Below are 23026 nucleotides of genomic sequence, written 5' to 3'. Positions count from 1 at the left end.
CGGCCCGCCGTCGGCACGCCGAAGGCCACGTCCGCGCTGCCGCTCAGCCGTGACAGCAGCACCGACAACGCCGCCGACATCACCATGAACGGCGTGGCATCACGCTCCCGCGCGACCCGTTGCACCAGCTCGTGGAACTCCGCGGGCAGGTCGACGATCACGCGGCCTCCGCGCTGGTCGGCCTCCGCCGGGTACGGCCGGTCCGTGGGAAGCTCCAGCCTGCTGGGCAGGTCCTCCAGCGACCGCTCCCAGAACTGCATCTGCCGGCGGAGCACACTGTCCGCATCCGCCTCCTCGCCCAGGAGTTCCTGCTGCCAGAGCGTGTAGTCGGCGTACTGCACGGGCAGCGGTGACCAGCCGGGGGTGCCCCCGGCGGTGCGCGCTTCGTACGCGGTCCACAGGTCGCGCAGCAGCGGTGCCAGGGACCATCCGTCGCCCGCGATGTGGTGCATGACCAGCACCAGCTGATGCTCTGTGGCAGACACTGCGAAGAGCGTCGCGCGGAACGGAACATCGGTGGCCAGGTCGAAGCAGTGCCGGCCCCGTTCGCCGACGGCTTCGGCCACACGGTCCGCCGGCCACGCGGTCGCGTCGACGACGTCCCAGCCGTATGCCGCCCCGTCCGCGTCCAGGACGCGCTGCTCCGGCACACCTCCCACGGCCGGGAACACCGTCCGCAGGCTCTCGTGCCGGCCCACGACGTCGGCGCACGCCGCACCCAGCGCCCGCACATCCAGGGCACCGGTCAGACGCAGCACCAGCGGGATGTTGTACGTAGCCGACGCGCCCTCCACCTGGTGGAGGAACCACAGGCGGCGCTGCGCGAACGACAACGGCAGCCGCTCCGGGCGGGCTACCGGCACCCATGCCGCGCTTTCACCCGGCGAACCATCCAGTGAACGGGCCAGACCCGCCACCGTCGGCGCGTCCCACAGCGCCCGCACGCCGATCTCGCGGTCGAAGGACTCGCGCAGGGCCGCGACGACCCGCATCGCGGAGAGCGAGTTGCCGCCGAGATCGAAGAACGAATCGTCCGCCCCGACCCGCGGCAGCTCCAGCACCCGCGCGAAGATCCCCGCCACGATCTCCTCAGCCGGTGACGACGGCGCCCGGTACTCGCCTCCGGTGAACTCCGGCTCGGGCAGCGCCCGTTTGTCCAGCTTTCCGTTCACCGTCAACGGAAGGTCCGCGACCGGCATCACCACCGCCGGCACCATGTACTCCGGCACCTGCGCCGCCACCTCGCCGCGCACCACCGAACCGTCCACGCCCACGGCCGCGTCGGCGGGTACCACATATCCCACCAACTGTTTGCCGGTTTCTGTGTCACGCGCCACCACCGCGGCCCGCTCCACCCCGGGCACAGCGGCCAGGGCGGCCTCGACCTCGCCCGGTTCCACGCGGAAACCACGGATCTTGACCTGCTGGTCCGAGCGCCCCACATACTCCAGCTCGCCCGCGGAGTTCCACCGCACCACGTCACCCGTGCGGTACATCCGCGAGCCGGCCGGGCCGAACGGACACGCCACGAAACGCGACGCCGTCAGACCGGTACGGCCCAGGTAGCCCAGGCCGACACCGGGACCGGCCACGTACAACTCGCCGACCACGCCCGTCGGCACCCGGCACAGACCCGCGTCCAGCACGAAGAAGGCCAGATCCGCGAGCGGCACGCCCACGGGACTGACATGGGTGTCCAGGTCCGCGGCCACGATGCTCCGGAACGAGGCATGGACGGTCGTCTCCGTCGTCCCGTACATGTTGATCATGTGGGGCCAGGTCTCGCGTCGTTCGAGCCAGGCTCGCAGCTTGGCCGGCTCCAGCGCCTCGCCCGCGAAGACCACGGCCTCCAGGGCGTCCAGCCGGGCCACGCCCTCCTGCCGCAGGTCTGCCGCCTGAAGGGCGTAGAACGCCGAGGGCGTCTGGCTCAGGACGGAGACGTTCTCGTCGACGAGCAACCGGTGGAAGTCGGTGGCGGAGCGTACGACGCCCTCGGGGACGACGACCAGGCGCCCGCCGTGCAGCAGCGCACCCCACATCTCCCACACCGACACGTCGAACGCGTAGGAGTGGAACAGCGACCACACGTGGTCCGGGGACGGCACGAATCCGGGGGCCGTCGAGGTGAACAGCCGGGTGACGTTCGCCTGGGACACCGCGACGCCCTTGGGGACACCGGTGGTACCGGAGGTGTAGATGATGTAGGCGATCCGCTCGGCATCGGGGAAGGGCAGGGCCGTGACCGGCTGCGCGGCCAGGTCAGGGTCCTCGACGTCCACCACCGCGCCGTCGTACCCCTCGACCCGGTGGGCCAGCCGGGTCGTGGTCACGACGGCTGCCGGAGACGCGTCACTGAGTATGAACGCCACCCGCTCGTCGGGGTGTTTGACGTCGATCGGCACATACATCGCGCCCAGCTTCAGCACGGCCAGGACCGCGACCACTGTCCCGGCGGAGCGCGGGAGCATGAGGGCGACCGCGTCGCCCGCGACCACGCCCCGGCCGGCCAGCAGCCTCGCCAGCCGGGTGGACGCCTCGTCAAGTTCGCGGTACGTCAGGGAACGGCCTTCGAACACCACTGCCACGGCATCCGAGCGCCGCGCCGCCTGGGCCGCGAAGAGCTCGGGGACGGACACGCCGCTGGCCGGCTCTGCGAGCACGGCACGACGGCCGAGGACGTCGAGGCGGGTGCGCTCGTCGTCGTCCAGCACGCCGATCGAGGCGACCGGCCGGTCCATGTCGGCGACCATCGCCGAGACGATTCGTTGGAAGCGGGCCACCAGCGACTCGATCGTCGCCGCGTCGTACACGTCGGTGCGGTACTCGACCACGCCGCCGATTCCGTCCGGCTCGCCGGCCTCGGTGTACCGCTCGCGCAGGCTGAACGTGAGGTCCATACGGGCCGTGCGGGAGACGGTGGGCACGGACTCGGCCCGCAGGCCGGAAAGTCGCAGCTCGGCGGTGATGTTGTTCTGCCAGCCGAGCATGACCTGGACCAGCGGGTGGTGCGTCTGCGAGCGGGCGGGGTTGACCAGGTCGACGAGCGCGTCGAACGGCACGTCCTGGTGCGCCGACGCGTCCAGGGTGCGGTTCCGGACCTGCCGCAGCAGTTCACCGCACGTCAACTCTCCGGAGACATCGGCGCGGAGCACCAGCGTATTGGCGAAGAAGCCCACGAGGTCTGCGAGGTGGGCCGTGCGCCGGCCCGTGGTCGGCACGCCGAACGCCACGTCGGGGTTACCGCTCAGCTTGGACAGCAGAAGCGCCAGTGCCGCCGAGACCACCATGAAGCCGGTCGCCCGGTGTTCCCGGGCCGCCCGCCGCACCTCCGCTTGAAGCGACGCGGGCCACTCGACGGCCATCCGGGCACCCCGGTGATCCGCCACCGCCGGATACGGCCGGTCCGTCGGGAGCTCCAACCGGCCCTCGAAACCGGCGAGCGTCTTCTCCCAGAACCGAAGTTGCCGGCTCAACACGCTGTCCGGGTCCGACTCGCTTCCGAGCATGTCACGCTGCCGGAGCGTGTGGTCGGTGTAGTGCACCGGCAACGGTGCCCAGCCGGGGGCCTCCCCGGCGACACGCGCGCCGTACGCCAGCTCGACGTCCCGCAGGAACGGCGCGAGCGACAGGCCGTCCGACGCGATGTGGTGCATCACGAACACGACGATGTGCTCGTCGACCGCGACCCTGAACAGCCGAGCGCGTAAAGGGACTTCGGTAGCCAGGTCGAACGCGTACCACGCCGTCTCCGCGACGCTGTCGTCCAGTGTGCCCGCCGGCCACTCCGAGGCGTCGATGACCTCCCACCCGAAGTCCGCCTCCGCCGCATCGAGCACGCGCTGCTCGGGAACGCCGTTCACGGCCGGGAACACGGTCCGCAGGCTTTCGTGCCGGCCCACGACGTCTGCGACCGCCGCACCCAGCGCCCGCGCGTCCAGGTCACCGGTCAGCCGCGTCACCAGGGGGATGTTGTAGGTCGCTGACCGTCCCTCCAGCTGGTGGACGAACCACAACCGACGCTGCGCGAAAGACAACGGGATCAATGCTCAACCTTACTTCCGGTGGGCAGCGGAGAGCTGCCGGCGAGCCAGGGGGAGGTGGCGGTCCGCGCGGCATGGGCAGGGAGCCGGCGGGTGGGAACATCGCACGTGGGCTACGAGGAGGGTCGAACCGCCGGAGGACGTGCGGGGATCAGCGGTTCCGCGGTGCCTACAACAGGTCCACCACATCGGCCGTCATGAATTCGCGCATTCTGATGACGCCGGAGACCAGGGCGAAGTAGCGCGACGTCAGTTCGGGCGATCCGGCGGCCGCGTGCAGCATGCGCAGCCTGGCCTTCGTCGGCTGGAGTCTGGCCAGTTCGAGGGTGCTCATGTACGGCTCGTCGAGTACGGCACCCATGTCCTTGGCGAAGTGCTCCATCGCCTGGTCGACGGCTGCCGCGTCCGCGGTGTCCACCCCGGAAAGGGACTCGGCGATCAGGTCGGCCTGGATCAGTGCGTTGGTGATGCCGCGGGCGCTGATCGTGTCGAGATGGTGTGCCGCGTCGCCGGCCAGCGCCCACCCCGGGCCGTGCGCCTGGCGGAAGTAGTTCCGCTGGTCTCCTGTTCCTCTCCATCTGTCGGCGCGCTCCGCGGACATCATCTGCTCGTACAGTTCCGGCGCGGTCGACTCGACGGCCGCGAGATACGCTGCCGCCGGGTCGCGGCGGGCAGCCTGGAATTCGCTCTGTGGCAGGTATGCGGCAACGATCGTGAGGTCGTCGTGCGTCGGAATCCGGGCGACCCAGCGCCCTGGCCTCTCGTGGAAGCCGAATCCGGTGCGCAGCCCGTGCCAGAAGGTGTAGTAGACGCAACTCGCCAGGGGAGCCGACCGGACGGCGGGCGCATCGACCAGTTCCGCGACCTTGGACCGCATGCCGTCGGCCCCGATGACCAGTCCCGCCGATACGGTCGCCACCGCATCGCCGGTCCGCAGGCGGACCCCGGCGACCCGGTCGTCACGCAGGACCAGCTCCTCCGCCCGGGTACCGTCCATGAAGTCGGCACCCGCCGCGACGGCGGCCCGCACGAGCAGATCGTCGAGGACGTAGCGCCTCGGCGCGTAGGCAGCGGTCACCCCGTCCATGGCCGGCGTCGTGGCGGACAGCCGGAGACCGTCGACGTCATGACTGATGGTCTCCAGAGGTGGACAGCCGGAGGCTACGACGTCGTCGAGCACCCCCCATCGCGCCAGCCTCGCGACCCCCGGCTGGTGAATGTAGAGCGTGGACATGGTGTCCGACGGAAAGGATGCCTTGTCGACCAGCAGAACGCGTCGTCCCTGCCTGGCCAGCAGCAAAGCGGTCGACGCGCCGGCACATCGCGCGCCTACCACGACAACGTCGTAACTCGCCACGAAATTCTCCCTGTTCTCATGCGGAGACGCCACGCGGACATACCGTTTCCCGGCCTCCCCGGGAAGCGTCAGACCGACGTCCGGCGGGCCGGGGCGGTACGTAGTTCGAGGGTGCAGCACTTCGCGCTGCCCCCGGCCTTGAGCAGTTCGGAGAGGTCGACACCGATCGGGTTGAACCCACGCTTCGCGAGCTGCGCCGCGAGACCGGTGGCCGCTTCGGGCAGGACCACGTTGAAGCCGTCGCTGAACGCGTTGAGCCCGAAGGCCGCGGCGTCCGCGGGGGACGCCAGGATCGCGTCGGGGAACATTTCCGCGAGCACCGCCCGGCTCCCCGGTGAGAAGGCGTCCGGGTAGTACATGATGTCGTCCGCCGACAGCACCGCCAGGGCGGTGTCGAGGTGGTAGTGCCTCGGGTTGACCAGGGTGAGGCCGGTGACCGGGAGTCCGAAGAACTCCTGCGCCTCGGCGTGCGAGCGTGGGTCGGTGCGGAATCCGGTGCCCGCGAGGAGGCGCCGGCCGACGAGCAGGTAATCACCCTCGCCCTCGTTGATGAACTCCGGCCACAGGACGTCCTCGAACCCCTGCTCCTGTAACCAGGAGAGGTAGGCGGGCCCCTCGGCCGTGCGCTCCAGGTGGCGGAACCGCGCCCCGAGCACCTTGCCGTCCACCACCGTCGCGCCATTGGCCGCGAACACCATGTCGGGCAGCCCGGGTATCGGGTCGATCACGTCCACCGTGTGACCGAGCGACGTGTAGAGCTCGCACAGCTTCTCCCACTGGGCGAGCGCCAGACCGCCGTCACACGGCTTCTCGGGGTGCATCCACGGGTTGATGGAGTAGATGACGTCGAAATGGCTGGGACGGCACATCAGCAGACGACGCGGGGTCGCCACCCGGCCTCGGCCATACGGATCGGCGGAAGGGATCACATCAGTGGCAGGCACAGGTACGCTCCTCTGCTTCGGGATGGCTTGTGCCGCGGACTCACCAAGGCACGGATTCGATCTGCGCAGGTTCAGGCGCTTACACGGGCGGCGTGCTGGAACTCGCGCATGAAGTCGGCGATTTCGGTGCCGCGCCCGTTGCCGCCGGTACCGAAGCGGTCGGCAACCCTTGCCTGCACCTCCGGGTCCTTCTCCTGGCTGAGCTTGAACATTCCGTCAGCCGACTGCACATCGAAGTGGAAGGCGCCCACGGCCGGGCCTATCTGCCGAAAGTAGTCCAGTGAGCCGTCCATCTCCCACCCGTCGCCGAAATCCTTCTCGTACGCCTTCACCGTCAGCCGGACAACTTCAAGTGTCTTTTCGAAATCGGGGATCAGCCGCAGGGTCCCCTGGAGGTGCACCGTTACGAAGTTCCAGGTCGGTGCCGCCGGCGTCGTTCCGTAGACGGTGGGGGTGACATAGCCGTGCGGCCCGGTGAAGACCAGCTGGGCGTGCGCGCCGTCGGTCAGTGCGCCCCAGTGCGGATTGGCCCGGTTCATGTGGCCGAGCAGTGTCGCACCCTCCAGTCCACCGTCTCCTGAGGTGTCGTCGGGGCTCAAGATCACCGGAAGGTGGGTGGCGTACGGCGCCCTCGGTCCGTTGCTGATCAACGTGGCTAAGGGGTAGCGCTTGACGACGCGGCGGAGCCATGTCCGGTCTTCCGCCTGGTAGATCGTTGGGACGTACATGGTTACCTCGCGAGGATGGAATGGGCGATCTCGCCGGACCGGACCGCGGTAGTGGACAGGAGGCCGGCCGAGAGCCCATGGGAGCGTTCGGCGCTTGCACCGTGCACGTAGATTCCGCAGCGCACAACGTCGGACGTGGTGAGGCGGTAGTCGCGCGCCACGTCGAGCTCTCCCTGGTCGTCCCGCTTGCACTCTGGGAGCAGGTCCTGGAGCAGCTGTGCCGGGTCGCTCGGCCGGTAGCCGGTCGCGTAGACGAGCACATCCGCGTCAATGGCCTGCACCGAGTTGGATGTCATCGAGGAGACCACCACCCGTACGCCGTCCGGGTGTTCGTCCACGGATGTGACACGTGAGGTGTTGAGCATCCGCAGCCGCTGCTGGCCGAGGACCTTTTCCTGGTAGCTCTTGCGGTACAGCTCCTGGGACAGGTCGAGGTCGACCACCGAGTAGTTGGTGTTGCCGTGGTAGTCGAGGAGGCGCCGCTTGGCGTCGACCGGAGCAGCGAAGAACCGGTCGACTGCTTCCGGATCGAAGATTCCGTTGGCGAACGGGCTGTCATCGGCGACGCTGTAGCCATAGCGCGAGAGCACCGAGTGCACTGTGGCGCCGGAAAAGGTGCCGTGCAGGTAACCGGCGGCCTCGGCTGCGCTCTGACCAGAGCCCACGACGACGAAATCGCGCGGGGCGTAGGTGATGGCGCCGACCCTGTGCAGCAACTGCTCGCTGTGCCAGATGCGCTCGGATTCCGAGACGCCGTCCGGAAGCCGAGGCGTCAACCCCAGACCGATCACGACGTTCCGCGCGCGTTGGACCACGGTTTCGGGGCCGCCGGACGCGGGGCGGGCCACCAGGTCGACGTACTTGACCACGCCGCCCTCGGTCACGGGCCGAATGCCGGTGACCTCGGTTCCGTAGGACACGTGCGCCCGCAAGCGATGAGCCGCCCACTCCAGGTAGTCATGGAATTCAACACGCAAGGGGTAAAGGGTCTTGCTGTTGATGAACTCGGCGATCCTGCCTTTTTCTTGGAGGTAGGACACGAATGTGTACCGACTTCTTGGGTTACGCATGGTAGCCAGGTCCTTGAGGAAAGAGACCTGCATTGTCGCGTCCTCCATCAGCATGCCACGGTGCCAGCCGAATCGAGACTGCCGCTCGTAGAACTTCATGCTGATGTCCGGTGCACCCGCTCCGGCACCGGCTACTTCTTCAAGAGCGATCGCCAGGGCGAGATTGGAAGGGCCGAACCCGATCCCAACAACGTCCACTACGGATAAGTCTGGTCGTGCCGTCATAGATGGAACTGCCTTCCGAATTCGCTTGCATCGCACAGCCGCTGCGCCGTACCAATCGGAGAGCCTGGCACTCCCGATCACCAATGTTGCAGGAGGGGCCTTACTTGACGCTGCCGCCCGCCACCTCGACGAGCGACTTGGGACGCAAGTCGGTCCAGTTCGTGTCGACGTACTCCAGGCACGCCGCCCGGGTGGCCTCCCCGAAGACCACTGACCAGCCGGCCGGGATCTCGACGAAGGCCGGCCAGAGGGAGTGCTGTCCCTCGTCGTTCGTGAGCACGAAGTAACTGCCGTCTTCGGAGTCGAACGGATTACTCATATTCTCCTCACCTTCTCCCGAAAAATCGCATCGCGGCATGGCCACGGCTCAGTGGCGGAAAGGCCCGTCGCTGGCTGAGCTGAGCACCGAGGTGCCATCCGGCAACTGACACGAGATTCCCGTGACGTCATCCCTTGGATGTTCAAAAACGCGGAGCGTCGGGGTCGCGAGCGATTCACGGATAAGCCGTGACCGGCACGCTGACGCCCCCCGAGGGCGGTACAGATCCCGCCGTCGAGCACCACCGTGGTACCCGGGTCGGCCGACGGAACGTTGCCGAGCAACCGACAGCCCACCCAAAAAGGGTCGCTTCGGCCACGATTCCACTGTTCCGGTCTCGTCGAGCTAGCCGGGAAAGGAAATGCCAAGGGAGGTGATGGGGTGGTTTTTCCGAGGTTCTTGACAAGAGCTGCGTTGATCTCGCGCGGGAGTTTGCCCGGACCGTCCGTCGTGCGGCCGCGTATCGATGTCGCATGTTCCTCTCGCCGACCAGCACCCATTTACTGACCCCGATGTCGAGGCCAACGGCTCTAGGCATTCTGTTCCGTTCAGGGATGGCCGCATCCAGGGTGCAGCAGGTGATCACTATCGGCACTAGATGCTATGTGAATCGACGAGCGTAGACGATCACTTTCTCGCCGATTTAATCAGTGCGCTACGTCCTGCATTGGCAGACTACCCGGGGGCTACCCTTTTGCTCCTTGTCGACCGATTTGCTCTCGTCACCCACGACGGCAAGTTATGTTCATGGTGAAACCTTCCCGGAGAGACTTGCTGCCCTCACCATTGAATGTGAAAATACGCGCCGGTTTGCCCGTGTCGGGCTCCAGGCCATGGGCCGGTTGCGTCACGTTTGCAAACAGGGTGGCCGAAAAAGGCGGGCCGCAGGTCGCCGAGCGCTGGAGGCGGGCGGCGCCTCGACACCCGAAATGGCCTTGTCCGGGCGCGTAGTTGGCGTTGCATGGCTGCTGGAACGTGCTGTCGGACGCCGTGAGCCTCAGAGAAGCTCGGTGTGCGGGCGTGCCGGGTGCGGGTGTGGTGGTCCGGCCGCGTCGCGCGTGGGGATCGTGGCCGGGGATCCATGCGCCGCTCCGGCCCGGTACCGGCTGCGCCGCACACCCGCGCCTGTCCGGCGTACGCCGCTCCCGCGCACCGGCACGGTGAGGGGCGAGGGGGCGGTCATGAGGGAGGTCGGCGCCGCGCGGGCCCGCACCGTTCATGCATCGACCTCGGTCACGCGCAACCCGGGGTCATAGAATTTGGCCCAGCGGCACCGTTCGACCCATGCATCCGGCCGCCGACAGGGCCCTGCGGGCATCATGAAGAGGTGCCTGTGGCACCTTTTCAGGAGGGAGCGGGAATGACCGAGAGCCCGGCGCAGGGGCGGAGGGGCGCCTCAGCGGCGCCCCAGTTGCGGCTGGATGAGCTGCTGGAGGGTCTGCAGGCGCAAGTGGAGCAGGTCCGCGCGACCCGGGACCGGGTGCACACACTGCTGGACGCGGTCCTCTCCATCGGCACCGACCTGGATCTCGACGTGGTGCTGCGCCGGATCACCGAGTCCGCCGTCACCCTGGTGGACGCCCGGTACGGCGCCCTGGGAGTGATCGGCGAAGAGGGAAAGATCCTGCAGTTCATCACGGTCGGCATGGATGAGAGCACCATCGAGGCGATCGGTCACTACCCCGAGGGCGAGGGCATCCTCGGGCTGCTGATCCGCGAACCGGAGCCGCTGCGCCTGTCCGACCTGGGCCGCCATCCCGCCTCGGTGGGCTTCCCCGCGGGGCATCCGCCGATGACCACGTTCCTGGGGGCGCCGGTGCGTGTGCGCGACCAGGTGTTCGGCAACCTGTATCTGACCGACAAGCGCGGTGGGGTGGAGTTCGACGACGATGACGAGGCCGTGCTGCGCACGCTCGCGGCGGCGGCCGGTGTCGCGATCGACAACGCCCGCCTGTACGAGGACTCCCGGCGCCGTGAGCAGTGGCTGGCGGCGAGCAGCGACCTGAGCCGCAACCTGCTGTCCGGTACGGATCCGGACCAGGTGCTGCACCGGATCGCCACCACGGTCAGGACGTTGTCCGGTGCTGATCTGGTGACGCTTGCGGTACCGATCGACGGGGGCGAGGAGCTGGTGATCGAGGCCGCGGAGGGCGTGAGCGCCGAGCAGGTGCGCGGGCTGGTCCTGCCTGCCACCACGCTGGCGGCGAAGGTCTATCAGTCCAACGAGCGGGTCACGAGCAGCACCCTGTCGGAGGAGCCGCAGGCCGGGGGCGGCTCCGCGGCCAAGATCGACCTGGGGCCGGGATTCCTGCTCCCCCTGGGTGGGCGCGAGGCCGTGCGCGGGGTTCTCCAGGTCGCCAACCTGTCCGGAGGCACGGAGTTCTCCGAGGCCACCATGACCATGATCAGCGGGTTCGCCGACCAGGCGGCCCTCGCCCTGGAGATCGCCGAGCACCGGCGCGAGGCCGAACACCTCATGGTCCTCTCCGACCGCGACCGCATCGCCCGTGACCTGCACGACCTGGCCATCCAGCGGCTGTTCGCCTCAGGGCTCACCCTGAACTCGGTACTGGGCCGCATTTCCGACCGGCCCCAGGTGGCTGAGCGTGTGCAGCGGGTCGTGGACGACCTGGACGACACCATCAAGACGGTGCGCGGCACGATCTACGCGCTGCACGAGCACGACCGTGCCGACAGCCGCGGCGGGCTGCGCGGGCAATTGCTGGCCGAGACCGACCAGGCCGCCGCCGTACTCGGCTTCACGCCCGCCCTGCGCATGACCGGCCTGCTGGACACCGGAGTCCCGGCCGGCCACGCCGAGCACCTGCTGGCGGTACTGCGCGAGGCCCTCTCGAACACCGCCCGGCACGCACACGCCACCGCCGTCGAGGTCACCGCCGAGACGGACGGCAGTCGGCTTCACCTGCGCGTCGCCGACAACGGCACCGGCATCGACCCCGCCGGCACCCGTCGCAGCGGTCTGGACAACCTCCGCCGCCGCGCCACCGACCTCGGCGGCAGCTTCACCCTCACTCCGAACGAACCCACCGGCACCGTCGTGGACTGGACGGTTCCCCTTCCCGCGGAGGCCGAGGCCTGAGCCTCGGAGGCGGGCCGCCAGGGTGCTGGTGACAGCGTCTGGGGAGTCGGCCCCGTCCTGAGGGGACACGCGCCGTCCACCAGGGTTCGCAGCGCTGGGCGGTGGCCCGGTTCGGGTGGTGCACCGCCCGGCCGGGAGAGGAACCGCCTCGCCCCTTCCCCCGCCTCGGAGCGCTGGAGCGGGGTCGGGCATCACCGACGCCACGCGGGGTGCGGGCCGGCATGCCGCGGTCGTGATCCGCACGCCGGCCCACCGCCCCGCCGACGGCGGGACCGGGCGCTCATGACCCCACGCGTTCCCAGCCGCGGCGCTGTGGGCGGGCACCGAGCCCGGTGTCGCGGCTGCGGTAGACGATGTAGGGGCGCGTGAGGTAGCCGAGCGGTGCGGTGAGCATGTGGACGAGCCGGGTGAACGGCCAGGCGGCGAAGAGGAGCAGGGCGCTGATCGCGTGCAGCTGGAACAGCACCGGCGCGCCGGTCATCAGGTCCGGTGCGGGCTGGAAGGAGAAGATCGACCGGAACCAGGGGGAGATGGTCTCGCGGTAGTCGTATCCGCCGCCGACGGCGTTCGCGGCCACGGTGGCGGCCAGACCGAGCACGATCGTCACGGTCAGCGAGACGTACATGGCCTTGTCGTTGCGGGTGGTGGCGGAGAAGACCGGGCCGACGGTGCGGCGCCGGTAGATCAGGATGGCCAGTCCGCCGAGTGTGGCGACGCCCGCGATGGTGCCCAGGACGACGGCGCCGATGTGGTACGTGTGCTCACTGATCCCGGCCGCCTCGGTCCAGCCCTTGGGGATGACCAGTCCGCCGATGTGGCCGACGAGGACGACGAGGACGCCGAAGTGGAACAGCGGGCTGCCGATGCGCAGCAGCCGGTTCTCGTAGAGCTGGGAGGAGCGGGTGGTCCAGCCGAACTTGTCGTAGCGGTAGCGCCAGATGTGACCGAGGACGAAGACGGCGAGACACACGTAGGGCAGGACGACCCACAGCAGGATGCCCGCGGTTCCCGCCTCCACCGCCAGGGTCGGGGGCTGTGCCGTCGCGGTCATCGGGGGCCTCCTGGGGCGGGGTCGGGCAGGAACACGGGGGATGCGTACGGGTCGAGACCCACCTGCTCCTCGGGCGGCCCCTGCGCGGCGAGGCGGGCGACAGCTTCACGGTCGTCGCCGGCGAGGGCGGGCAGGGTGGCCGAGACGGAGTCCAGCACGTGGGCCCAGGGCGCGTCTTCGTCGGCCAGGGCCAGGCGCAGCAGCTCGAGTCCGGCCCGGTGCTCGGTGAGCAGACGGTGTCCGGTGGCGGGGTCGGTGGCGGCGAACTCGAGGACGACGGCGAGGTGGTCGGGCAGCTCGTCGTCTGTCAGGCGCCAGCCGGCCGCCGCGTAGGTCTGCTTCAGTCCCAGCAGGCCGAGGCCGCGCCTGCGGGTGTCGCCGTGCGCGTAGTAGGTCAGGTACGGGCAGCAGCGTTTGCGGTGGTCGAAGGTGGCGACGTAGGCGGCGGCCAGGTCGTCGGGGGTGGTCCGCTCGGCGAGTGCGGTGAAGCGGAGCAGGGGGCGGGCCACCGGTTCCGGCAGGGTGGCCGCGACTCGGCCGGCCAGGGCCAGGGTCTGCTCGAACGCGTCGTCGGGGTAGGCGAGCAGGAGGGACTGCGTCTGCCAGGCACGGGGATGCCAGGGCTCGGGACGGGCCCTGCGTGTGGTCTTGCCCTTGAGAACGTTCATGGCTTCGGCTCGGCCTCCCCACCGCTGTCCATGTCTGCACCGCTGCCGGATGGTCTGTCCGGGAACAGGCCGGGCGGAGACCCCTTGCCGTCCCAGTTGAGCAGGTTGACGCGGGTGGCCTTGCCGGCAGGCGTGGCCGGAGTGTCGGAGGTCTGCCGGTCACGCAGCGCGCGGAAGTTCTCCACCGCGAGGGGGGCAGCGCCGCCGGAGGTCTCCCCGAATGGCCCGGAACCGCCTATTCCGGGGCCGCCCTCGTAGTCGAGGCTGCACTCGGTGGCCAGCTCCTCCAGTTCATGGGCCTGTTCGGCGTGGGCGGGCGGGATGACGTACCGCTCGTCGTACTTGGCCAGTGCCAGCAGCCGGTACATGTCGTAGAGCTGCTCGCCGCTCATGCCGACCGACTCGGGGATGGTGTCGTCCGGTTCCCGGCCGAGGTTGATGTCGCGCAGGTAGGAGCGCATGGCGGCCAGACGGCGCAGGACCGCGTCGACAGGGGCGGCGTCGCCGGCGGTGAACAGCTGGGCGAGGTAGTCGATCGGGATGCGCAGGGCCTCGACGGCGGCGAAGAGGTTGTGGTGGTTCTCGGCGTCCTCGCCGGTGTCGCGGACGGCGTCGACGACCGGGGAGAGCGGCGGGATGTACCAGACCATGGGCAACGTCCGGTACTCCGGGTGCAGCGGCAGGGCCACCTTGTATGTGTTGATCAGGGCGTGGATCGGAGAACGCCGCGCCGCTTCGATCCAGTCCCGCGGGATGCCCGCCCGTTCCGCCTCCCGTACGACTTCGGGGTCGTCCGGGTCGAGGAAGACCCGGCGCTGGGCCTCGTACAGGCCGGAGTCCTCGCGAGTGGAGGCGGCCTCCAGCACCCGGTCGGCGTCGTAGAGGACGAGTCCGATGTAGCGCAGGCGGCCGACGCAGGTCTCGGAGCACACCGTGGGCAGGCCGACCTCGACCCGTGGGAAGCAGAAGGTGCACTTCTCGGCCTTGCCGGTGCGGTGGTTGAAGTAGACCTTCTTGTACGGGCATCCGGTCACGCACATCCGCCAGCCCCGGCAGCGGTCCTGGTCGACCAGGACGATGCCGTCCTCCTCACGCTTGTAGATCGCACCGGAGGGACAGGACGCCGCGCAGGACGGGTTGAGACAGTGCTCGCAGATCCGCGGCAGGTAGAACATGAACGTCTGCTCGAACTCGAACCTGATCTTCTCGGAGACCTCGTTCAGCAGGACGTCCCGCTCGCTGGTCGCGGCCGAGCCGCCGAGGTCGTCGTCCCAGTTCGCGGACCAGGCGATCTTCATGTCCTTGCCGGAGATGAGGGACTTGGGGCGGGCGACCGGGGTGTGCTCCTGCAGCGGGGCGTTGGTCAGGGTCTCGTAGTCGTACGTCCACGGCTCGTAGTAGTCGTCGAGGGACGGCAGCACCGGGTTGGAGAAGATCTGGATCAGCTTCTTGAAACGGCCGCCCGCCTTGAGCGCGAGGTTGCCTCGCTTGTTGAGCTCCCAGCCACCGCGCCACGTCTCCTGGTCCTCGTAGCGACGGGGGTAGCCCTGGCCGGGGCGGGTCTCGACGTTGTTGAACCACACGTACTCGACGCCCGTGCGGTTGGTCCACGCCTGTTTGCAGGTGACCGAGCAGGTGTGGCAGCCGATGCACTTGTCGAGGTTCATCACCATTGCCATCTGGGCCATCAGACGCATGATTCAGTACTCCACGTCCTGGTTCGCGCGGCGGCGGATGACGGTGACCTCGTCGCGCTGGTTGCCGGTCGGGCCGAGGTAGTTGAAGGCGTACGACAGCTGTGCGTAGCCGCCGATGAGGTGGCTGGGCTTGATCAGCAGGCGGGTCAGGGAGTTGTGGATGCCGCCGCGCCGGCCGCTGGTCTCGGTGCGGGGCACGTCGATCAGGCGGTCCTGGGCGTGGTGCATGTAGACGGTGCCCTCGGGCATGCGGTGCGAGACGACCGCGCGGGCGGCGACGACGCCGTTGCGGTTGACCGCCTCGATCCAGTCGTTGTCCTGCACCCCGGCCTTGGCCGCGTCCTGCGTGCTCATCCAGATCGTCGGCCCACCCCGCGACAACGACAGCATGAACAGGTTGTCCTGGTACTCGGAGTGGATGGACCACTTGTTGTGCGGAGTCAGATAGCGGACCGTCACGCCCAGTTCTCCGACCTCTCCCGGGCGCGGCTCGCCGAACAGGGCATGCATGTTCAACGGCGGCCGGTAGATCGGGAGTTGCTCGCCGAGCGCGGCCATCCAGTCGTGGTCGAGGTAGAAGTGCTGCCGCCCGGTGAGGGTGTGCCAGGGCTTGAGGCGTTCGACGTTGACGGTGAACGGCGAGTAGCGGCGCCCGCCCGTCTCCGAACCCGACCACTCGGGGCTGGTGATGACGGGTACGGGAGCTGCCTGGGTGTCGGCGAAGGTGATCTGTTTGCCCTCGTGCTCGGCGGCCAGGTCGGCCAGCTGCCTGCCGGTACGGGCCTCCAGGGCGTGGAAGCCCTGGGTGGCCAGGTGCCCGTTGGTGGTGCCGGACATCGCGAGGATCGCCTCGCAGGCGTGCACGTCCCGGGCGATCGACGGTCGTCCGTCCGCCACTCCCCCGCGCACGGTGCCGTTCTTGTGCCGCAGGTACTCCAGCTCGCGCCCCAGCTCGAAGGTCACGCCCTTGGTGGTGGCCCCCAGGCTGTCCAGCAGCGGGCCGAGCGCGGCCATCTTCGCGGCGACGGCGGCGTAGTCCCGCTCCACCGTGATCAGCTTGGGCATGGTGCGGCCGGGCACGGGTTCGCACTCTCCCGCCTTCCAGTCGCGGACCCGGCCGTGCGGGGTGGCCAGTTCGTCGGGGGTGTCGTGCAGCAGCGGAGCCGCCACGACGTCCTTGCGGACGCCGAGATGGCCGGCGGCCTGGCGGCTGAACTCCTCGGCGAGGGTGTGGAAGGCGTCCCAGTCGGTGCGGGTCTGCCACGGCGGGGCGATCGCCGGGTTGAAGGCGTGCACGAACGGGTGCATGTCCGTACTGGACAGGTCGTGCTTCTCGTACCAGGTGGCGGCCGGCAGCACCACGTCGGAGAAGACCGTGGTGCTGGTCATCCGGAAGTCCAGTGTCAGCAGGAGGTCGAGCTTGCCCTCCGGGGCCTCCTCCCGCCACACCACCTCCCGCGGCCGGGCGTCCGGCGGCGCCTCGCCGGCGCGCAGGGAGGAGTCGGTGCCCAGCAGGTGCTTGAGGAAGTACTCGTTGCCCTTGGCCGAGGAGCCCAGCAGGTTCGCCCGCCACACGGTCAGGACCCGCGGGAAGTTCTCCGGCGCGTCCGGATCCTCGCCCGCGAACCCCAGGCGCCCCGCCTTGAGTTCGTCCACGATGTGCTCGGCGACCGGGCGGCCCCCCGCCTCTGCCTCGTCGGCCAGGTCCAGCGGGTTGCGGTTGAACGTCGGATACGACGGCATCCAGCCCATCCGCGCCGACTGCGCGATCACATCCGCCGTGGACCTGCCGGCGAACGGACCGCCCGCGCCGGCCGCCGCGAGGGTCCCGGCGGAGAACGGGTCGTAGCGGAACTGGCCGCTGTGCAGGTACCAGTACGCCGTCTGGATCATCAGCCGGGCCGGGCGGTTCCAGTCCGCCGCGGTCGCGATCGACTGGTAACCGGTGATCGGACGGACCTTCTCCTGGCCGACGTAGTGCGCCCAGCCGCCGCCGTTCACGCCCTGGCAACCGGTCAGCGTGGTCAGGGTCAGGAACGCGCGGTAGATCGTGTCGGAGTGGAACCAGTGGTTGGTCCCCGCCCCCATGATGATCATCGAACGCCCGCGGGACTCCTCGGCGTTGGCCGCGAACTCCCGCGCGATCCTCGCCGCCCTGCCCGCGTCCACTCCGGTGATCGCCGCCTGCCAGGCGGGCGTGTACGGCTCCTCCGCGTCGTCGTAGCCCGAGGGCCACTGTCCGGGCACCCCCTCACGGGCCACCCCGTACTGCGCCAGCAACAGGTCGTAGACGGTCGTCACGAGCCGCCCGGCGACCCGGCGCGCGGGGACGCCCCGCCGCAGCTTCCGCGCGCTGCCGTCGGGGGCGTCGAAGCGGGGCAGGTCGACGGCGACCGGTGCCTCGTCACCGCCCTCGGCGGACAGCAGGGGCTGGATGTCGCCGAGATCCAGGTTCCACTTCCCGGCGCCCGAATCGCCGAAGCGGTCGCCGAGTGTGCCGTTCGGGACCACCGGCTGCCCGGTGGCCGCGTCCAGCAGCACGCTCCGGAACTCCGCGTGCTCGGTCGTGGCGGCCTCGCCACCGAGGTCGGCGGCGGTCAGGAACTTGCCCGGCCTGTACGTGCCCGGCTCCCCCTCGACCTCGTCGAGGGCTACCAGGAAGGGCAGGTCGGTGTACTTCTTGACGTAGTCGGTGAAGTACGGGGTGCCGCGGTCGACGAAGAACTCCTTGAGGATCACGTGTCCCATCGCCATGGCGAGGGCTCCGTCGGTGCCGGGCCGGGCCGACAGCCACTCGTCGGCGAACTTCACGTTGTCCGCGTAGTCGGGCGACACGGCGACGACCTTCTGGCCCCGATAGCGGGCCTCCACCATCCAGTGCGCGTCCGGCGTGCGGGTCACGGGCAGATTGGAGCCCCACATGATCAGGTATCCGGCGTCCCACCAGTCCCCCGACTCGGGTACGTCGGTCTGGTCGCCGAACATCTGCGGGGAGGCCACCGGCAGGTCCGCGTACCAGTCGTAGAACGACAGCATCACCCCGCCGAGCAGGGAGTAGAACCGGGCCCCGGCCGCGTGCGAGACCATCGACATCGCCGGGATCGGTGAGAATCCGGCCAGCCGGTCCGGACCGTACTCCTTGATGGTGTGGACGTGCGCGGCGGCGACCATCTCGATCGCCTCGTCCCAACTGGCCCGCACCAGGCCGCCCTTGCCCCGCGCCCGCTTGTAGCGGCGGGAGCGCTCGGGGTCGGAGACGATGTCCGCCCAGGCCGCCACCGGGTCGCCCAGCCGCTGCTTGGCCTCCCGGTACATCTGCAGCAGAACGCCGCGTACGTAGGGGTAGCGCACCCGGGTGGGTGAGTACGTGTACCAGGAGAAGGCGGCGCCGCGCGGGCAGCCGCGCGGCTCGTACTCGGGGCGGTCCGGGCCGACCGAAGGGTAGTCGGTCTGCTGGGCCTCCCAGGTGATGATGCCGTCCTTGACGTACACCTTCCACGAGCACGAGCCGGTGCAGTTCACGCCGTGCGTGGAGCGGACCACCTTGTCGTGCGACCAGCGGTCCCGGTAGAACTCGTCCGCCTGGCGGCCGCCCCGCCTGTGCAGCGATCGGAGGTCTTCGGAGACCTCGGCCCTGGTGAAGAAGCGGCGGCTGCGCACCAGCGCCTCCGCCAGTTCGCCGTCGATGCCCGCCCGTGCCTGGCTTTCCGTGCTCACCGTGCCACTCCGCCCCGGGCGTGCTGGCCCGTTCGAGTCGTGATCGAGTCCGGCCGCAGACGACAATACGACCGCCGTCCCCCGAACGGTCAACAGCCACGCCACGATCGTGCAAGACACCACCGGTGGAGAGGGCCCGGACGGCCCGCCGGCGGCGGCCGGTCCGCCGCCGGCGGGCGAGGAGGGAACGATCAGGCAGGCGGTCGGGACAGGGCGCTGCCTGCTTCCGCGCGCACCTTCTCGACCGCTTCCCACTGCTCGGTGCCGAGGTGGGCGAGTGCGGCCGGGAAGACGCCGTCCTGCTCCTTGAGGATGTGCTCGCGCAGCAGAGCGAGTGTCTCGATGAGCCGGTCCGGCCAGGTGGGATCGGTCAGGAACGGCCCGTCCGCCTCGGCCAGCGCCGCCTCGATCCGGCGGTGCTCGTCCTCCAGCGCGACGATCTGTTCGGGGAAGTCCCCGGCCAGGGCCGGGAACAGCCCGTGTTCCTCCACCCGGGTGTGAGGGCCCAGCACAGAGGTGATCTCGCGGGCGAGCTCGGCCATCCGGGCGATCGCACCGTCCCCCCGGGCGTCGCGTACGTGGCTGATGAGCGTCACGACCCGCTCGTGCTCCCGGGTCAGCTCGTCGATCGTCTCCAGCGCCTGGCAGCCGCAGTACTCGCACACCGCTGTCCGTTCCTTCCTGCTCGTCCGTGGCTCTCGGCCGCGCGATGTCAGACGGTGGTCCGGGCGGCGCGGTGCCGGCGCCCATGACCGGTGCGCGGAGCCCGGTCACCGCCGTGGACGGCGGAGCGGACACCGGTGAGGGTGTAGGCCAGTGCGGCTGCGGCCACGATCGCGAGCAGGGCGAGGCCGGCCGCGTACGTCCCGTACGCCCCGTACAGGGAGCCCATGACCAGCGGCGGCAGGAAGCCGCCCAGACCACCCGCGGCGCCGACCACGCCGGTGACGGAGCCGACCTGGCCGGCCGGGGTCAGCAGGGCCACCAGGGCGAAGGTCGCTCCGCTGCCCGCGCCGAGCGCGGCGGCCATGGCGAGGAAGGCGATGGTGCCCACCGGTGCCAGGGCCGGGGTGAACGACTGCGCGACCGCTCCGGCCACGACCACGGCGAGCGAGGTCGCCAGGACCCGGACCGGGCCCAGTCGGTCCGACAGCCAGCCGCCGACCGGGCGCATCGCCACCGCGAGGAGCACGAACCCGGCCATGCGGTTGGCGGCGTCGGCCTGCGTGAGGCCGTAGCCGGTCTTGAGGTAGGTGGGCAGGTAGACCGAGAAGGCGACGTAGCCACCGAAGGCGACCGCGTACAGCGCGGATGCCTGCCAGGTGATGCGCAGGCGGGCGGTGGCGGCCAGCCGGCGGACCAGCGGCTCGGTGGGTACGGTGCGGCCGGGTGCGTCGCGCAGGAGCAGCGCGGCGGTGACGGCGTACACGGCCAGCACCGCGGCGGTGATCAGGAAGGGGGTGGCCATGCTGTTCGCGTCGACGAGCCTCACGGTGGTCAGGGCGCTGATGGCGGTGCCGCCCATGCCGGCGCCGAAGACACCGATGGCGAGTCCTCGCCGCTCGGGCGGGAACCAGGCGTTGACGAGGGGCACGCCGACGGCGAAGGCGGTGCCGCCGATGCCGAGGAAGAATCCCCCGACGAGCAGTGCGGCGAGGGAGGAATGCCCGGCCAGGCCGAGATAGAGCACCGGCACGATGGTGGCCGCCGACACGATCGGGAACATGACCCGGCCGCCGAACCGGTCGGTCAGCGCGCCGACCGGGATGCGCCCCAGGGAGCCGACGACGACCGGCACGGCCACCAGCAGCGACTGTTCGAACGACGAGAGATCGAGGCTGTCCTTGAACCGCGGGCCGAGCGGGCTCAGCAGCGCCCACGCCCAGAAGTTCACGGCGAAACCGATCGTGGCCAGCGTCAGCATCAGCCACGCCCTGCCCGGCACCGGAGCGCCCGACGGTGAGCTGTCGCGCTTGGACCTCAACGGCTGGACCATGTTGTCCGTCCCTTTCCTCCGCATGGTGGTACGGCGCCACCTGGATGACGCGTACACGGCAGGCCCGTTGCCTGCCGGACGGCGTCCCGTAACCACTGTCGGCAGGCGGACTCGCGGACGGCATGGGCCATCAGTCCCTCCCGGGGGCCGGACGGGCCCCGGCGTCCGGCCCCGGCCGTCCCTCCCATGGCCCCGTCCCGCACGGTGCCCGCACCGCCCCTTCGAAACAGCGGCCGCACGGCAGTCCGGGGCCGGGTGGGGTAGGGCCGACCGGCCCTACCCCACCCCACGCCCACGGGGGGACGATGGGCTGATGTCACAGAACGACGCCTTTCGCGCACTCGACCGGCAGGAGTGCCTGCGCCTGCTCGCCAAGGTGCCGGTCGGCCGTGTGGTCTACACCCGGCAAGCCCTGCCCGCGGTCCTCCCCGTCAACTTCTCTCTGGACGCGGACGCCTCCGTCCTGCTGTGCACCTCACCGGGGTCGGACCTCGTCCGCGCCATCGACGGCGTCGTGATCGCCTTCGAGGCGGACGAGTTCGATGCGGCATCCCGGTCCGGCTGGAGCGTGGTCGTCACCGGACGGGCCACCGAGGTGACCGATCCGGCCGAACACGAACGGCTGTTGCAGTCCGGCCCCAGCTCCTGGATGCCCCTGCAAGACGCCGTGTTCGTACGGATCGAGTCCGAGATGGTCACCGGACGCGAGCTCAAGGGAACGCCCGCCGCGCGGTGAGGCACGGTCCGTGGCGACCGCGGGACTCCGGTCGCCCACCGCATGACGCCCGCCCCGCGGACAGGGGTGGCGTGCTGACGGCGCGAGTCATTCCGCCGATCCGGTACCCCCGTGACGGCTCTCCCGCTCCGGCCCCGTGACCGGACCGGATACCAGGTGTGCGGGCGCGCGGGGCGTACGAGCGCCCTCCGGACCGTACCCGAAGCGGATCAGCAGCTGTGGGTGGCACCGCCGCCTCGATCGGGCCATCGCCTCCCGCAGGTCGGGCCACTCCATCGCCTGGTGCAGCATCGAGGTCCGCACCCCGTGCACGGTCGCCGTCAGCAGCACGTGCTGCAACGCCTGCCCCGCACGCAGCCAGTCCTCGCGCCCGTCGTGGGTCGTCCACAACAGGGCCGCCTGGGCATGGCGTTCGAAACGCAAGGCGGGCAGCTGCGGCACGGCCAGCGCACCGGTGAAGTCCCGCACCGGCATCCGCCCGGACGCGTCCCGCGGCCCCAGGGCTGTCAGGGGAATGCCGTAGGCGGCGTCCGTTCCCGGCGCGGTGATCCACGTACGCGCCTCGGCCGCGCGGGCGGGGTGCACGGCGTTGCGGGCCTCGGCAGCGGCCGTCAGGCGCAGCAGGCCCCGGGTCGCCATGATGCCGGGAACGTCCACGTGTGCGCCCTCGGCCCGGGCCGAGCCGATCATCTCGGAGACGATGGAGTCCGGCACCGGACGGCCGGTGAAGGGCATCCGGCTCGTGTGGCGCCGCTCGACCGCTTCGTACAGATCCCGCAAGGACGGCCGCCGGCCCGGGGCGACATCGGCCAGTTGCACCGTGACCAGCAGGTCCGGATCGTCCGCGGTGGGAAGCAGCCGGACGATGGGATGCCAGCCCAGGTGTTCCGCGGCCACCCGGATGTTGAAGACGGCGGCGCCCACCGACAGGTGCTGGGCGCGTCGCTGAGGATCGGCCAGCGGCAGCCTGCGCCCCCGGTCGACACGGACCAGGATCGACCTGCTGTCCGGGTCCAGCCCGAACCGCCAGGGCTGCGTGTTGTGGATCGACGGCGCCGCCACCCCCGCGGCGAGCAGGGCCTGAACCGCCGAGGCGTCGACTTCCCGGGTCTGCATCACGGCTCCTTCTCCGCCTTCTCTTCCGTTCCCCCAACCCTGCGCCGCCGTTTCCTTCCGGAGGAGGGTTGACCGGCCCACGGCGACGGGCCATGTGGCCTGTTTCCGCACGCCGATGAACGGCCGAGGAGTGCGCCGGCCGACAGGCTGACCGGTCGGTGGCGGGTACCACGCGGCGCACAGGACGGAGTTCCGATCCCCCTCATGCACTCAGGGCCGCCTCATGGCTCCCCGGCCGATCGGACCCGGCACCGGGACCATT

15 protein-coding genes are annotated in these 23026 nt (G+C 70.0%); 2 read left to right on the top strand and 13 right to left on the bottom strand.

Going from position 1 to position 23026, the window contains the following annotated elements; all coding sequences use genetic code 11:
* From AB0937_RS32395 to AB0937_RS32370, 6 genes are all read right to left on the bottom strand, one after another.
* A partial coding sequence (locus AB0937_RS32395; RefSeq protein ID WP_366716777.1) for an amino acid adenylation domain-containing protein occupies window positions 1–4043 on the bottom strand: 4043 nt, incomplete at its 3' end.
* Between the two features lie 166 nt (window positions 4044–4209).
* Window positions 4210–5376, bottom strand: a complete 1167-nt coding sequence (locus AB0937_RS32390; protein ID WP_366716791.1) for an NAD(P)/FAD-dependent oxidoreductase — start codon at window positions 5374–5376, stop codon at window positions 4210–4212.
* 89 nt (window positions 5377–5465) lie between these two features.
* Window positions 5466–6326: a dimethylargininase gene (gene ddaH / locus AB0937_RS32385; protein ID WP_366716789.1), complete on the bottom strand. Its 861-nt coding sequence runs from the start codon at window positions 6324–6326 to the stop codon at window positions 5466–5468.
* A gap of 86 nt (window positions 6327–6412) precedes the next feature.
* The gene (locus tag AB0937_RS32380) at window positions 6413–7069 is read right to left on the bottom strand and encodes an FMN-binding negative transcriptional regulator (protein ID WP_366716773.1); all 657 of its coding nucleotides are present in this window, start codon (window positions 7067–7069) and stop codon (window positions 6413–6415) included.
* Between the two features lie 2 nt (window positions 7070–7071).
* Window positions 7072–8337, bottom strand: a complete 1266-nt coding sequence (locus tag AB0937_RS32375) for a SidA/IucD/PvdA family monooxygenase (RefSeq protein WP_366716772.1) — start codon at window positions 8335–8337, stop codon at window positions 7072–7074.
* Window positions 8338–8464: 127 nt separating this feature from the next.
* On the bottom strand, window positions 8465–8683 hold the full coding sequence (locus AB0937_RS32370) for an MbtH family protein (protein WP_366716770.1): 219 nt from the start codon (window positions 8681–8683) through the stop codon (window positions 8465–8467).
* 1360 nt (window positions 8684–10043) lie between these two features.
* Here AB0937_RS32370 and AB0937_RS32365 point away from each other — a divergent pair.
* Window positions 10044–11783 (top strand): GAF domain-containing protein, encoded by a 1740-nt coding sequence (locus tag AB0937_RS32365; protein WP_366716768.1) that lies wholly within the window; start codon window positions 10044–10046, stop codon window positions 11781–11783.
* A 280-nt stretch (window positions 11784–12063) separates the two neighbouring features.
* Here AB0937_RS32365 and narI read toward each other — a convergent pair whose 3' ends face one another.
* The 6 genes from narI to AB0937_RS32335 form a co-directional block, all read right to left on the bottom strand.
* Window positions 12064–12834 carry a respiratory nitrate reductase subunit gamma gene (gene narI / locus AB0937_RS32360; protein WP_366716766.1) on the bottom strand — a complete coding sequence of 257 codons (771 nt, stop codon included), beginning with the start codon at window positions 12832–12834 and terminating at the stop codon, window positions 12064–12066.
* Entirely contained in the window at window positions 12831–13502 is a 672-nt protein-coding gene (gene narJ / locus AB0937_RS32355; RefSeq protein ID WP_366716764.1) for a nitrate reductase molybdenum cofactor assembly chaperone, read from the bottom strand. The genes narI and narJ overlap by 4 nt, the downstream gene beginning before the upstream one ends.
* Window positions 13499–15199 carry a nitrate reductase subunit beta gene (gene narH, locus AB0937_RS32350; protein ID WP_366716762.1) on the bottom strand — a complete coding sequence of 567 codons (1701 nt, stop codon included), beginning with the start codon at window positions 15197–15199 and terminating at the stop codon, window positions 13499–13501. The genes narJ and narH overlap by 4 nt, the downstream gene beginning before the upstream one ends.
* A 3-nt stretch (window positions 15200–15202) precedes the next feature.
* Complete coding sequence (locus AB0937_RS32345; protein WP_366716761.1) at window positions 15203–18916, bottom strand: nitrate reductase subunit alpha; 3714 nt, start codon at window positions 18914–18916, stop codon at window positions 15203–15205.
* 191 nt (window positions 18917–19107) lie between these two features.
* Window positions 19108–19581 carry a hemerythrin domain-containing protein gene (locus tag AB0937_RS32340; RefSeq protein WP_366716760.1) on the bottom strand — a complete coding sequence of 158 codons (474 nt, stop codon included), beginning with the start codon at window positions 19579–19581 and terminating at the stop codon, window positions 19108–19110.
* Between the two features lie 47 nt (window positions 19582–19628).
* A complete protein-coding gene (locus AB0937_RS32335) occupies window positions 19629–20840 on the bottom strand; it encodes a NarK/NasA family nitrate transporter (RefSeq protein WP_366716787.1) in 1212 nt (403 codons plus the stop codon).
* Between the two features lie 385 nt (window positions 20841–21225).
* Here AB0937_RS32335 and AB0937_RS32330 point away from each other — a divergent pair, with 385 nt between their 5' ends.
* The gene (locus tag AB0937_RS32330; RefSeq protein WP_366716758.1) at window positions 21226–21648 is read left to right on the top strand and encodes a pyridoxamine 5'-phosphate oxidase family protein; all 423 of its coding nucleotides are present in this window, start codon (window positions 21226–21228) and stop codon (window positions 21646–21648) included.
* A gap of 87 nt (window positions 21649–21735) precedes the next feature.
* Here the strand turns inward: AB0937_RS32330 and AB0937_RS32325 are convergent, their stop codons facing one another.
* Window positions 21736–22764: a hypothetical protein gene (locus tag AB0937_RS32325; RefSeq protein ID WP_366716756.1), complete on the bottom strand. Its 1029-nt coding sequence runs from the start codon at window positions 22762–22764 to the stop codon at window positions 21736–21738.
* Between the last annotated feature and the right edge of the window lie 262 nt (window positions 22765–23026).

The sequence above is a fragment of the Streptomyces sp. NPDC047880 genome (assembly GCF_040706515.1).
Taxonomy (GTDB): domain Bacteria; phylum Actinomycetota; class Actinomycetes; order Streptomycetales; family Streptomycetaceae; genus Streptomyces.
The sequence above is the reverse complement of the archived record's forward strand: the minus strand, read 5'-3'. Positions and strand labels throughout refer to the sequence as shown.

What these genes read in the sequence shown, in the direction of transcription:
- narI (WP_366716766.1), bottom strand. Translation starts at nt 12,834, where the DNA reads ATGACCGCGACGGCACAGCCCCCGACCCTGGCGGTGGAGGCGGGAACC.
- AB0937_RS32325 (WP_366716756.1), bottom strand. Translation starts at nt 22,764, where the DNA reads ATGCAGACCCGGGAAGTCGACGCCTCGGCGGTTCAGGCCCTGCTCGCC.
- narH (WP_366716762.1), bottom strand. Translation starts at nt 15,199, where the DNA reads ATGCGTCTGATGGCCCAGATGGCAATGGTGATGAACCTCGACAAGTGC.
- AB0937_RS32365 (WP_366716768.1), top strand. Translation starts at nt 10,044, where the DNA reads ATGACCGAGAGCCCGGCGCAGGGGCGGAGGGGCGCCTCAGCGGCGCCC.
- AB0937_RS32380 (WP_366716773.1), bottom strand. Translation starts at nt 7,069, where the DNA reads ATGTACGTCCCAACGATCTACCAGGCGGAAGACCGGACATGGCTCCGC.
- AB0937_RS32370 (WP_366716770.1), bottom strand. Translation starts at nt 8,683, where the DNA reads ATGAGTAATCCGTTCGACTCCGAAGACGGCAGTTACTTCGTGCTCACG.
- AB0937_RS32335 (WP_366716787.1), bottom strand. Translation starts at nt 20,840, where the DNA reads ATGCTGACGCTGGCCACGATCGGTTTCGCCGTGAACTTCTGGGCGTGG.
- AB0937_RS32330 (WP_366716758.1), top strand. Translation starts at nt 21,226, where the DNA reads ATGTCACAGAACGACGCCTTTCGCGCACTCGACCGGCAGGAGTGCCTG.
- narJ (WP_366716764.1), bottom strand. Translation starts at nt 13,502, where the DNA reads ATGAACGTTCTCAAGGGCAAGACCACACGCAGGGCCCGTCCCGAGCCC.